General features: G+C 57.5%; 10 protein-coding genes. All 10 read right to left on the reverse strand.

Annotated elements, in window-relative coordinates; translation table 11 throughout:
* Window positions 1-117: 117 nt before the first annotated feature.
* The 10 genes from AB4P92_RS02575 to AB4P92_RS02620 all read right to left on the reverse strand — a co-directional run bounded on the left by AB4P92_RS02575 (window position 118) and on the right by AB4P92_RS02620 (window position 13,367).
* A complete protein-coding gene (locus AB4P92_RS02575; protein ID WP_261735270.1) occupies window positions 118-474 on the reverse strand; it encodes a VOC family protein in 357 nt (118 codons plus the stop codon).
* A 474-nt stretch (window positions 475-948) separates the two neighbouring features.
* A complete protein-coding gene (locus tag AB4P92_RS02580) occupies window positions 949-2,139 on the reverse strand; it encodes an EAL domain-containing protein (RefSeq protein WP_395598799.1) in 1,191 nt (396 codons plus the stop codon).
* Between the two features lie 112 nt (window positions 2,140-2,251).
* Window positions 2,252-4,426: an autotransporter outer membrane beta-barrel domain-containing protein gene (locus AB4P92_RS02585; RefSeq protein WP_395598800.1), complete on the reverse strand. Its 2,175-nt coding sequence runs from the start codon at window positions 4,424-4,426 to the stop codon at window positions 2,252-2,254.
* Between the two features lie 237 nt (window positions 4,427-4,663).
* Window positions 4,664-5,437, reverse strand: a complete 774-nt coding sequence (locus AB4P92_RS02590; RefSeq protein ID WP_395598801.1) for an OmpA family protein — start codon at window positions 5,435-5,437, stop codon at window positions 4,664-4,666.
* 11 nt (window positions 5,438-5,448) lie between these two features.
* Entirely contained in the window at window positions 5,449-5,856 is a 408-nt protein-coding gene (locus AB4P92_RS02595; RefSeq protein WP_261735265.1) for a DUF4398 domain-containing protein, read from the reverse strand.
* Window positions 5,857-5,994: 138 nt separating this feature from the next.
* Complete coding sequence (locus AB4P92_RS02600; protein ID WP_395598802.1) at window positions 5,995-9,636, reverse strand: transporter substrate-binding domain-containing protein; 3,642 nt, start codon at window positions 9,634-9,636, stop codon at window positions 5,995-5,997.
* Window positions 9,637-10,263, reverse strand: coding sequence for a response regulator transcription factor (locus AB4P92_RS02605; protein WP_261735263.1), 627 nt, complete (start codon window positions 10,261-10,263; stop codon window positions 9,637-9,639).
* A gap of 42 nt (window positions 10,264-10,305) precedes the next feature.
* A complete protein-coding gene (locus AB4P92_RS02610; RefSeq protein WP_261735262.1) occupies window positions 10,306-11,493 on the reverse strand; it encodes an EAL domain-containing protein in 1,188 nt (395 codons plus the stop codon).
* A gap of 120 nt (window positions 11,494-11,613) precedes the next feature.
* Window positions 11,614-12,633: a fimbrial protein gene (locus tag AB4P92_RS02615; RefSeq protein WP_133103102.1), complete on the reverse strand. Its 1,020-nt coding sequence runs from the start codon at window positions 12,631-12,633 to the stop codon at window positions 11,614-11,616.
* Entirely contained in the window at window positions 12,630-13,367 is a 738-nt protein-coding gene (locus AB4P92_RS02620) for a molecular chaperone (RefSeq protein WP_261735261.1), read from the reverse strand. The genes AB4P92_RS02615 and AB4P92_RS02620 overlap by 4 nt, the downstream gene beginning before the upstream one ends.
* Window positions 13,368-13,409: the final 42 nt, after the last annotated feature.

The following is a 13,409-nucleotide window of genomic DNA, read 5'->3' on the forward strand; positions in this document are numbered from 1 at the left end:
TTCGGCCAGGAACCGACATTACAAAACAACAGCGATCCTTGGTTGTTTCTGTAATGTCGGAGACATTGCTGCCGCACTGAAGCGTTGCAGCCGCAACGTTTGGGACTCGCGTCAATATCAAGGAGAGGTCGACCACACGGCTAGCTCATAGCCATCGGGGTCGATGAAGTGGAAACGGCGACCACCCGGAAACGAAAAAACTTCACGACTAATGGTCGCACCCGCTGATTTGATCCTTAGCTGGGTTTGCTCAAGATCATCCGCATATAGGATGATCAAAGGTCCACCCGTACGTACTGACTCTCCAGTAGTGAATCCACCACTCATACGTCCGTCGCTGAACTCGGTATAAGTCGGGCCGTAGTCAACGAAACTCCAGCCGAAAATGCTTCCGTAGAAGGTCTTGCTTCGGTCGATGTCAACGACATTGAACTCAATGCTGTCGATCTGACGGTCTTTTCCTTGCATGCCCATTGACGCTTCCTTAGTTGATTGGGAGGAAGCGAGTTTAGGACAATTTGGCCATTCAAGCGCTGAAGCAGATGTCTATTACCGTCGCGACATCATGAGTGACCTCCTCGGACTTGAAAACCGTCGTCTGTAACAGCTCCATGAGTTCGAACCCCATCTCCTCCGCCATATTTGATACGAAAAAGCCCCGATTATTCAGGGCTTTGTCGTTTCTGGCATTCGGGAAAATTGCTCCTTTGTCTACAGATCGTTTCCGCCGGCTGTGCAACCGAAGCCGTTCAACATCTGGATGTCCGACGTCTGAGACGGTAGGCGTAGAAACTTGATCGGTTGATATCAAACACCTCATATAGCCATTCAACCGCATCATGGGCGCTCAGTTGACTGAATCTGCGACCCTGCCCCTTCACGAATTGCATTGAAAACAAGCAAAACGCCGGAGAGGTTGCACGCAGTTCATGAAAAGAGTTGCTAGAACTATTTCGCTTTTTTCAACCAATTCAGAAAGTCTTCTGCAGCCATAGGACGTGCATACCAAAAACCCTGTCCTTGTGTGCAACCGATATCCAACAGTTGCTGACATTGCGCTTCGGTTTCGATGCCTTCGATCACGACTGACATGCCGAGGGTTTCGCCCAGAGCCAAAGTACTGGCGATCACTGCTAGACAGCGCGGTTCTTGCTCTAGAGTACGTACGAACTCGGCGTCCAGTTTGATTTCGTTGAATGGCAACTGACACAAGCGTTGCAGCGAGGAAAAGCCGGCACCGAAGTCATCGATCGACAGTCGACATCCCATCATACGCAGGCGCACCAGGCTTTCCAGGCTAATGGTCGGAGCTTCCAGCAAACCGCTTTCTGTCACCTCGAACGTCACTCCGCTACCGGCAGCGCCATGACGCGCCAGCAACTGGCGGACGTTGCTCGCCAGCTCAGGGTTAGCCAGTTGCGCAGCATGCAGGTTAAACGCCATGTTCAACGCAGATCCTTGATGTCTGGCTTGCGCCTGTACGTGCAGCGCTTGATCCATTTGCGCATACAACCACTGATCCATCAGGCCGCAGCGCTCCAGAGTTGGCATAAACGCCGCCGGAGAAATCACGCCTTTGCAGGGGTGCAGCCAGCGCGCAAGAACTTCGACACCACACACATCGCCGTTTTGCAGGTTGAACTTGGGCTGGTAAAACGCCTTGAGTTGCTGCGTGGCGAGCGCCCGACGGACTTCTGACTCACTGGCCGGGTCAGTTGCCACGGCTGCCGACGATGCCGAGACAGGGCAGGCATTCAACTGTTTGTTCAACAGTTTGCCCAGCGCCTCGACGCGCAAGGGTTTACCGACGTCGCCAAGAAACTCCAGCCCCAGCAGCGAAACGATCTGCCGCACCGCCCGGCGTAAGTCGGCCGACAGCGAACTGCTGATGATGATCGAGCGCACTTGCCCGCTCGCTCCGATGCGCTGGATGAAGTCCAGACCGTCCATGCCCTCCATTTTCAAATCGCACAGTGCAACATCGACCGGGCCTGAGGAGTCCAGCAGCGCCAGGGCTTGCGCGCCATCGACCGCCTCCAGAACTTCACTGCTACCCAGATGTTTGAGCATGCTCACCGCCACGGAGCGCTGGAACGTGTGATCTTCTAGAACCAGTACGCGAAGTGGAAGGCTGGGCATGGTAGTCAACTCCTCTGTTGTCAGGACAGTGTCCGGCATTCAAGCGACAAGCTATTCAGGAAAATGCCGCGATGCTTGTACGAAATGTCCCAAGCATCTGCGACGTCCACCCTTACCAGAGGTAGCGATAGCCCACGCTGACACCCCAAGGTTGTTCGATGGAGTTGCCCTTGGCGTATTCGGCGTCGATGGAAATCTTGCTCTTCTCGCTGACCTGCAGCACACCACCAAAACCCAGTTCGACACGATTACCCGGCAGTTCAGCATCCAGTTTGTTGCCGTTTACGCTGACTTTGCTGCTGCCGGCGTGCTCCGTGACGTAAGAGGCTTTGACGTAGGGCTGGGCCTTCATGCCGTTACTCAGTTCCATGCTACGGCCGAACAACGAACCCACGCGGCTTTGCAAGGAGTCCATATCATCGGACTTGACCTTCAGGCCATTGCTCGCGGTGTAGCTCGCGCCCTGAGTACGGGTCGCAGTCAGTTCCAGTTGTGGCTCGACGAACCAGCCGTTGCCCAATTTGATCTGCTTGCCGACCTCGACATTCGCTCCCACGCCGTTGGTTTTATACGATCCCTTTACCGACTCCCCAAGGTTGCTTGGTGTCTTGATTTCGTTGTCGAAACGGCTGTACTTCAACACGCTGTCGACGTAGATACCGTTGTCATGCAGGTAGGTCGCGTAGACCCCGAACATCTTGCTGTCGATGTTGCCGGACGCCCCCTCACCGAAGTCCAGATCCGACTGCGCCGTGCCAACCATGCCTCCGACGAAGACCTTGCCGCTGTTGAGCGCGAACGCCTTATCCGCACCGATCTCTATACCCGAGATGTCTTGGGTATAGGCACGGCTCGAGTGCTCACTGATATCGAAGCGCTTGCTAATGGCCCGGGTCCAGACGCCACCGTCATCCTTGCCCATGCGCAATTCGCCCATACGCTTGACCAATGCATTCATCTGCGCGTTCCAGAGACTGGCGCTGGCAGTGTGCGCGGCAACGGCGGCATTGGCGCCCTTGGACAGACCTTCCGGAGTTGGATTGACCGGACGAACCGGGGTGACCGGGTCTATGGGTTTGCCTGGATCGACAGGTGTTACTGGATCTACCGGGGTGACCGGATCAACCGGATCAACCGGATCAACCGGATCAACCGGCGTCGTTACCGGGGGAGTTCCTGCACTCGCCAGCACCCAGTCATTACCTTCCTGCTGCAATGTGTAACGGAACGCGCCCGCATCGACATGACCTCCGTACAAGCCGAACTTCGCGTTGCCGCCGTTGGTGTCCACCAGCAGCAAACGCCCATCGGACGCAGTCGGCTCATGGCCCGAGTCGCCGACGATCAAGGTGTGGTCGCCATTCGCAAGTCCCGCTCCCTCAATCACCAGCAAATCATCATGGGCGGTGGCAATATCAGTGTTCATCGAAATGCTGCCGCTGCCGGACAATGCATTGACGGTAAACGTCTTGAACGTACCATCGGTGCTCGGCACGAACGCCAGACGGCCACCATTAAGGGTGAGCGAATCAACGGTTTTCACGCCGTTCTCCATCACGTTGACTGTTCCGCCCGCCTCCGCCACCACGCCGTTGGCCTGGGCGCCGCTGTACAGGTTGACCTGACCGCCGTTGCTGACGGTGCTGTTGTTGGCGGTGCCGGTGTCTCTCACGTTCTGTACGCCGCCGTCGATCAACGTGTCGGTGGCCACTGCACCGCCGAGCATCCCACGCTCGATGTTTTGCACCCCGCCAGTCTGCACGAGCGTATTTTCAACCGTGCCTTGGTTAAGCAGGTTTTGCACACCACCGTCATTGATATGCGTATCAGCGCCAGCGGCGCCCAACGACAAGGTTTGTACGCCACCTGCGTTAATCTCGGTGCCAACGGCGCGGCTGTTGGTCCCTTGCACAGTTTGCGTACCGCCGTTCAAGACGGTGCCGTTGGAAACGCCTTGAGTACTCAGTGCCTGTGTTGCGCCAGCGTTGACGATGCTGTTATTGGCAGTGCCGCTGGAAACCAGTTGTCGGCCATTGACCGTGGCGTCGTTTGATACACCGAGCCAAAATACACTTTGAGTGCCTGTAGCCTCAATTAAGGTGTTGTTGGCCGTACCATCGCTGCTGATACTTTGAAGACCGCCCGTCACGGTCTCACCATTGACGACTACGCCGCTGTTGACCAATGAAGTAAACGCCTGCGCCTGCACCGGCTGCAGCATGAAGATGGCCATCGCCAGTGGCGAAAGAACCAGAATCGAAGATTTTTTCGGGTGAAGGGTCGTCATGTTCAGTACCTCAGTCTTACCGCCGATCCGGCGATGCAAATGCCCATGGCATAAGGCTGAGCAGCATCTGACGGGAGGCCAGTGGCTCAGTTGAGGTAGCTAATTTAGAGATCAGAGCGGAGAAAAAGAGTAGGAAAATTCCCTACATTTGTAGGAATTTTCCCACACAAATGAACGGTCACATGCGATGACGAAAAACTGCTCTCCCATTGCGGGAGAGCAAACTCATGCAGTGAATCAGTTCCGCGCGCCCACCATGTCGGCGCCGTTGGACACGATCACTTCGACCCGACGATTGTGCTGGCGACCAGCCGCGCTGCCATTGTCTGCAACCGGATACTCCTCGCCAAAACCTTGAGTCAGAACACGCAGTCGATCCACGCCCAGGCTCGACAAGGCGTTGGCAACCGAAGCCGCTCGTCGCTCGGACAGTATTTGATTGGAGTCCTCGCTGCCAACGTCATCGGTGAAACCTTCCACGCGGACCTTGCGCTCCGGATTATTGTTGAGGAAGTCGGCCAATTGCTGGAACTGTCGCTGGCTGCCGTACTTGAGATCAGCTTTGCCGGTATCGAACAACACGTCGCCAAAGGTTACGACTTCACCGCGCTCGGTCTTCTGCGCCTTCATCGCCTGCAAGGCTTTGAGTTGTCGGGTGCGCACGTCGAGTTGCACCTGGGTGCGCTCGGCATCGATTTTCTTCAGACCCGCTTCAGCCTGACGCATGGCGATGGTCTGCTCCGCCAGAGAGATTTTCTGGTTGGCAATGTAGGCCAACTGATCAATTTCCGCAGCTTCGCGGTCCTTGATCGAAGCCTGATCGGCCTTGTTCAGGGCACTGAACGCATCCTTGGTTTCAATCGCCGCCAGCGTGTTCGACTCCGGCTTTTGTTGAAGCGCCGCGAACTGCGCGCGGGCCTGAAGCAACTGCGGGTTTTCCGGTGGTGTGGCGCAACCGGCGAGCATCAGGGCGAACAAGGAAACGACGGGCAATAATTTAAAAGCAGGCATTGAATCAGTCCTTATTGAGCGCTGGCGGGAGGGTTGAAACCAGGGTCCTGAAGCATTTCCTGCTTCAGTACCTGAATGCCGTCACGGGCGTCTGTCAGTTGTTTGCGCCACTTCACGGCACGCGCCTTGCGCTCGGCGAGGTTGGCATCTACTTCGATCTGCTCGGCGAGAAGTCTGGCCTGCGGATAATTCTTCTCACCCAAGGCGCGTTCCATCAGGAACATCTTGTCCTGTGCCGCTTGCATTTCCAGCGGTGCGTATTGGGTGGCTTCTGCCGATACTGCGCGGTTGACCGCATCCCTGGACAGCGAGACCTGTTGATCGGGGATCGGCGCACTGGCACAAGCGCTCAGCGTCGCCGCAACCACCAACGTGCCGACGGACAGCCGCGCACGGGAAGACATACGTTGAATGTTCATCAACTGCTCCAGACATTAAAAATGAGCTGCATCGGCACAACGCCGACACAACTGCACGTTAACGAGGCTGGCTGTGTGATGAATGTAGGAAAATTCGCAAGTATTGGATCTGATTGATAAAACCCGAAGGAACCCCATTCAAGCCAAATGGACTTCCAGCTGCGCGGCCAGCCGCTCCATGGCCTGATGCAAGGCATCGACCGCGTCGGCCAGCGCAGGCGAATCGATGCCCTCGCTGGCAACTTCCAACGCTTCGCAAGCCTGAATCAAAGCCTGCGCCTTGATGATTCGCGCACCACCTTTTACCCGGTGCGCCAGATCCGCCAGCCCCAGTAAGTCGTTGTGGCTGAACAAACGGATCAGTTTGGCCATGTCGTCATCGTTGCTGCTTGCCAGATCGGCCAGCAGACTTTTGATAGAGGCCTGATCGCCCCGAGTCAGTTGCTCCAGGCTGCTCAGATCAATTCCGCCGCCGGGGCCAGGCACTGCGGGAACGTCGTCAGGTTCTGTGCGTGGCTGCGGCGTGACCGAAGCCAGCCGCGCGTTGAGATTTTCAAGGCTGATCGGTTTAAACAGGCAATCGTCCATGCCCGCCTCGGCGCAGCGCTGCTTCTCTTCAATCTGCGCGTTCGCCGTGAAACCCAGCACCAGACAGCGTGAAAGCCCCCGCGCCGCCTCTTCGTCACGGATCGCGCTGACCAGTTCATAACCGTTCATGATCGGCATGTTGCAGTCGGTAATCACCACGTCGAAGTGTTCATTGCGCCAGGCGCGCAGACCATGGGCACCGTCCTCGGCATCCGTGACCCGGTGGCCAAGATAGCTGAGTTGCTGCGAGAGCAGCAGACGGTTGGCCGGGTAGTCGTCGATCACCAGAATATTCAACGCGCGACTGACTTCGACCGACTCCACCTCGGCCACTGGCGTGCGGGCCAATGGCTCCAGCAGCGGCAAATCAAGCCGTACTTCAATCTGCGTTCCCTGGCCCAATGTACTGTGCAGCGCCAAAGTACCGCCCATCATTTCGCACAGGGTACGGCTGATCACCAAGCCCAGCCCGGAGCCGCCCCGCGACGACTGCCCATGATTGCCGGCCTGAGTGAACGGACTAAACAGCCGCTGCTGATCCTCGAGTGAAATACCCCGCCCGCTGTCTTCGACCCGCATACACAGCGTCAGTCGTTCCGGCCCGCCATTGGTATTGACTTGCACGCTCAGACGCACATGCCCGGTGTCGGTGAACTTGATCGCATTGCTCACCAGATTCGACAGGATCTGTTTGAACCGCAGCGGATCGACCAGCACTTCAACATTGCTCAGCGCATCGAGATTAAGCTGCAAGCGCAGCTGCTTTTGTCGTGCGAGGCCGTCAAAAATGCGCACGACGGATTCGATCAACTCACGCAGATTGGCGCGTTCAGGGGCCAGTGAAAGACGTCCGGATTCTATCCGGGCGATATCGAGAATGTCGCCGATCAGATCGAGCAAACCGCGCGCCGCCCCGGAGGCAACTTCGATCGCGAAACGATCCAGAACGCCCTGATCGGCTTTTTTCATCGCCAGTTCGAGCATACCGATCACCGCATTCATCGGCGTGCGGATTTCGTGACTCATGGTCGCCAGGAACGTGGTTTTCGCCCGGTTGGCGTCGTCGGCGCCCTCCTTCGCTACCTGCAATTGCTGCAACAGCTGCTGACGTTCGCTGACGTCGATCCATCCGGCAATCATGCCGCTCACCGCGCCGTCACTGCCACGATACGGCAGCATCCAGTGGTAGATCGTCAGTACTCGCCCCTGCGCCAACGTCAGCCGGCGATCCTGAATACGCGGCAGACCTTCGTCCATGACCTGCAAATAATCCTCGTGATAGGCGCGGGCCTCATCGGCGTCATTGAGCACGCCTTCAGTCACGGTTTTGCCGATCACCGCTTCGCGCTCAACATCGAACACTTTCAGGTAACCGCTGTTGCAGGTCATCAAACGACCATCGCGGTCGCGCACGTAAATCGGATGCGGCGTGCCGTCGATCAACACGCGCATGAACTCCATCTGATCATTGAGCGCGGCTTCGGCCTGCCGGCGCTTACGGATCAGCAAGCGCAAATAGGCGATCCAGCCCAGCGCCACCAGCAACAATACGCCCGCCACCACAAAGCCTTGAATGATCGCGCTGCGGTTGCGCAACCAGTAGCTGTCATCGATGACGATCTCGCTGCGCCAGCGATTGGTCAGTTCGTCCATTTCCTCCGGAGGAATACTCAGTAAAGCTTTGTCGAGAATCGAATACAGTTCCAGCGCGCCACGGTTGGTTGCAAACGCGATGCGCGCTGGCAAGGTGCCGACGGTGCTGGTGACTTGCAGGCGATTGCGGTACTGGCGGGAAATCATATAACGCGCGCTGATCAACGAATTGATCGCTCCGTCGGCGTCGCCACGCGCGACCATGGCCATGGCGTCGACGGCGTTGTCCGCGGGCACGAGTTGCACCTGCGGATAGTGCTCGATCACATATTCACGCAGCACGTTGCCGCGAATCAGCGCCAAGCGTTTGCCAGCCATCTGATCCAGGGTTTGCGGGCGATCAGCGCCGGTCGGCGTCACCAGCACAAACGGGTTGGTCAGGTACGGCCGGGTGAAACGCAGCTCGTTTTCGCGCTCCACACTCGGGGTGAATGCGGCGAGCATGTCAGCTTCGCCACTGGTGACCTGGTCGATCAGGTCATGCACCGAATCGGCACGCTGCAAATCGAATTTCAGGCCGGTGCGCAAGCTAACCTTAGCCAGCACATCGGCGCTGATGCCACGAAAGTTGCCGGCATCATCAATGAATGTGAGTGGCAGGAAGTTTTCGTTGATAGCGACTTTGATTCGCGGATGCTGATCCAGCCAACGCTGCTCGCTGACACTGAAGTGCAATACCTGTTGGCCAGGCATGGTCGCCCCACCGGCATTCCATCGGCGCAGAATCGTCATGTGCTCATTGGCCGGAATGGTCTTCAGCGCCACATTGAGAATTCGCAGCAGGCGCGCGTTGTCCTGAGTCACTGCGAACGCAAACGGTTGCACTTCCATGCGCGAGAAATCGCTGAGCTGAACGTTGTTCAGGTAATTCTTGCTGATCAGGTAATTGGAGCTGATCGAGTCGCCGAGATAAACGTCAGCCTGACCGAACGCCACGGCGCCGATTGCGCTCAGGGTCGATGGATAAAGCTGCACGGTGGCCTTGGGGTAAAACGCCTTGACCGTGTCCGGCGGCAGATAGTGATACAACATGGCCACACGCATGCCGGCCAGGTCCGTCGGCAGACTCTGGCTTTCACCAACGCGAGTCACCAGCGTCGGCTGATCGTCCGCGTAGGCCTGGGACATCGCCAATTCCGGGTCACTGGCCTCAAAGCCATTGGCGGTGCCGAGCAGATCGATCTCGCCACGTTTAAGTGCGGCGAGCACTTCGGCGCGCGACGGATAGCGCCGCACCTCGACCTTGACGTGCAGCAGTTGCGAGACCAACTGCGCGTAATCCGCTGTCAGGCCTTCGTAATCATCACTGTTGCCGGTAATGCCGAACGGCGCGTAGTCCGGCGCCGATGCACCGAGCAGCAAAGTGCGTTTATGCCGCAGCCACTGCCAGTCGGCTTCATCGAGGGAAACAGAATACTCGTCCACCGTCGAGCGGCCGAGCACTTGCAAGACATCGGGTTCGGCAGCCGCTGCGCTGAACACGCCAAACATGCCGAGCAGCCACGCAATGGCCAGGTATTTTTTGCTGAAAGTGTTCATCTAGACCAAGTGATTGCGTTTGGCGAAATCAGCGAGGTAGACCACCGATTTGACGTTGAGCTTTTCGATCAGGCGGGTCTTGTAGGTGCTGACAGTCTTGTTGCTCAGCAGCATCGCCTCACCGATCTCCTTGTTGCTCAAACCGTTGGCCAACTGCTGCAGAATCGTCAGCTCGCGGTCGGACAATGTCTGAATCAGATCCAGCTCCGTGGCCTCGACATCGCTGCGCCGTACCGAACTGCCGGCCAGATTGGGAAAGAAGGTATAGCCATCCATCACCGCCTTGATGGCTTTGATCAGCTCGTTGATGTCGTTGGTCTTGGAGATGAATCCGGCCGCGCCGGCCTTCATGCAACGCATCGAATAGAACTGCGCTGACTGTGAGGTCAGTACCAGAATCTTCGAAGACAGGCCCAGGGCGCTGATACGCGAAATCACTTCGAGGCCGTCCAGCTTGGGCATGCCGATGTCGAGTACGATCAGATCCGGAGCGTGCTCGCGGGCCATTTGCACCGCATCGGCGCCATTATCCGCTTCAGCCACCACGTCGAAGTTTTCTTGTTTGAGCAGCATTTTGACCGAAGAGCGAATGAACGGATGATCGTCCACAACCATCGCTTTAAACATAAAAACCTCTGTAGAGATGTTTTCGCGAGCACGCCAGGTTTTTTACCGTACGTCAGCGGTTTTATCCAGCCATTGCAGCAGTGCATGGCCATTCATGGGTCGTTCAAGATAAAACCCCTGACCCGTTTCGCATCCCAGCTCCAGCAGTCGGTCACGCATGCGCGGACTGCTGATGCCTTCGATCACCAGGCTCATGCCCAACGCCTGAACCAGCGCTTGGGTGCTGGCGACCATCGTGCGGTCAGCCGGGCGATCCAGACGCTGGACAAACCGGCCATCAAGCTTGATCTGGTTGAACGGTAGCTGGCAAAGCCATTTCAGCGAGGAAAATCCCACGCCGAAATCATCGATCGCCAGGCCACAGCCGAGCAATCGCAGACGCAACAGGTTTTCGTGGGTCCGCGGCGTGCAATCGAGCAAGCCGTTTTCCGCCAGCTCAAACACCAGCGACGAACCTTTGAACCCAAGGCGCTCCAGCGTGCGTTTGATGTCTTCGATCAAGCCATCACCAGCCAACTGCGAGGCATGCAGATTGAACGCCAGCGTCAGGCTCACACCACGACGACGCAAGATCTGCAACAGGCTCAAGCCCTGTTCTAGCAGTTGCAGGAACATCTGGTCGATCAAGTCATAAGCGAGGACTGCAGCGAGAAAATCGCACGGCAGCAGCACGCCTCGGGCCGGATGCTCCCAGCGCACCAGCGCTTCGGCGGCCACCACACTCCCGCTGCGCAGATCGAACTGCGGCTGGAACCAGCCTCGAAACTCGCCGAGCGCCAAACCACGACGCACATCGTTTTCACTGGGCAGTTCGCGGGGTGGTAACGGTGCGAGACGAGGAAGCGGCGTGTAAGTGAATCCGTGCAGAACACGATGCAAGGCACGCAACTGGATCGGATGGCTCAGCACACCGAGCAGCCGCAACCCGGCAAGCGAACTCTTTTGACCCAGCGTGCGCTGTAACTCAGGTTGCAATTCGCCGCACAGAACCACCGAACGAACCAAACTGCTCTTGCTTGCGCGGGCCAGGAATTCAAAACAATCCAGCCCTCGATCGCCCAGATCACAGAACACCACATCGACTTTGCCCAGCAAATGCATTTGCAGCATGGCGTTTTCGCCATCGCTGGCTTGCAGCACGTCCGGCGCGCCGAGTCGTTGCAACATCCTGACCAAAACGCTGCGCGCGAAACCCTGATTTTCCAGCACCAATACTCGTGGGAAGGCCATCGTCCATCCGTCGCTCAATCGACCCGTAATACCCCATAGTGGCGAGTATGCGAGACCGTGAGCGAAGGATTTGTCCGAGCGTCATGTAGGAAAATTCCTAACGCGCCGCACACCGGTCAATCAGTAATACACCACCTGCACCACCATGATCGCTTCAAACGGTCCGACTTTAGGATCGCCCAGCGAAACAACCGAGGCACTGAAAGGCACATCGATATGACTGACGTCGGCCGGAAAATTGGCCAGCGGAAACGGTTCGTTGATCGGTACCAGGTTGTTTTGCGCATCCCTCACCTGAATAGCGAACTGGCTATCCCCCGCCGGCAAGATGTTGTACTCGCCCTGCTGACTGGCGGTGACGAAGGTCGCGCCGATGTTGATTGCGCTGCTGCATTTCTTCTCCAGGGCCAGGCTGAATGGCTTGGTCGGGTTGGGTGGCGAAAACCCGGTGGTGGTTTTCTGGATCACGCCGAAGTCGACGATGCCCGGCTCCGGGGTCACGGTGACATCGACCGTACACGCGGTGCCGACGATGTTCTGTAATCCGCTCAGTTGAAAGCGGAAGTTGCCGAAAGGGTTGCTCGGGCCGCCATTGAGTCCGTACAGGCCGTCAAACTGAAACACGTCGTAGGTGTCCTGGGACGGACGCTGCAGCGGCAGCAGCCCTCTTTTGCGGATCACCACTTGAAACGCGATGCTTGGCGTCACGCGTGAACAGGCCAACATGTCGGCATCATTGGCTGCGCCGGGGCAGCCACGGGATATATAGCCACTGTTGACGCCCTGCGTCGGGTTGGCGCTCCAGTCGCCGTCCCACGAGGTGACCTGGCGGTACACCAGGCCGAACTCGATGCCCCAAGGCGTGGCGTCGAGGCCGGCCGGGTTGCCATAGAAATAGATCGGATCGTCTTCCTGAAAGTGAATGTCGTGCACCTTCCAGCAATCGGCGGGCACCACGTGGGTTTTCGAGCGCCAGATGATCGTGCCATCCGGCACGGTGTCAGGCACCGAGACCGGGCCGATGTACTCGCTCAGGTAGCTGCCGCCCTGCGACGATTTGCACACCAGCGCCCAGGACGCCTGGGAAAACGCCAGCAGCAACGCGACCACGCCCAGTCTGAGCAACGCGCGGTATGTCATGGCTTCACGGCCTTGCACACATTGGCTGCGCAGGTGAACAGCGAGTCGGTCTGGCCGCCGAAGTCATTCATGTTCGAAACCCGCAGTTCGCTGAAGCTGGTATTGCTCAGGGCAATCCGGGCGCCGCTGAAGGGTGCGATCATCAGCGTATCGATGGGCATTTTGGTCTGGTCCGGGCCGGTCAGCAGACCGACCACGGTGATGTGAAACGGCGAAGGATTGTCCACCAGCAATTGCTTGCCGAGCGGGTCGATTTTCAAGTTCATGCGCAATGCGAGATCTTCGCCGCGCTCACGCTTGGCGGCTGCCGGGCGGTAGAACAACTTGATCTTCGATTGCAGCGCAATCTGCATCGAATTCACCGCTTCGGTCTTCGGTGGAATCTCGCGCACGTTGAGATAGAACACCGACTCACGGTCGGTGGGCAACGCCACATCCGGCAGTTTGACGATGCGCAGCACGCTACTTTCATTAGGCTCGATGCGCTGTAACGGCGGCAACACCATGAACGGTGAACTGACCTTTTTGCTGTTCTGGTCTTCGATCCACGACTGCACCACGAACGGCAATTGCGGGTTCTTGTTGCTGAGTGTGACGCTCACCGACGGTGCGCTTTCTTCAAAAATGACCCGCGTGCGATCCGGCACCACGGCCGCGTTGGCGAGCAGTGGAACACACAACCCGACCAGCAGGCTCAGGCGGTTGAATAAAGGCTGGATCTTGAAAACTGACATATGGGTTCTCCACAAAAATCAAGGAACAGGCATCGATCGATG

The sequence above is a fragment of the Pseudomonas sp. A0308 genome (genome assembly GCF_044218815.1).
GTDB classification, from domain to species: domain Bacteria; phylum Pseudomonadota; class Gammaproteobacteria; order Pseudomonadales; family Pseudomonadaceae; genus Aquipseudomonas; species Aquipseudomonas iridis.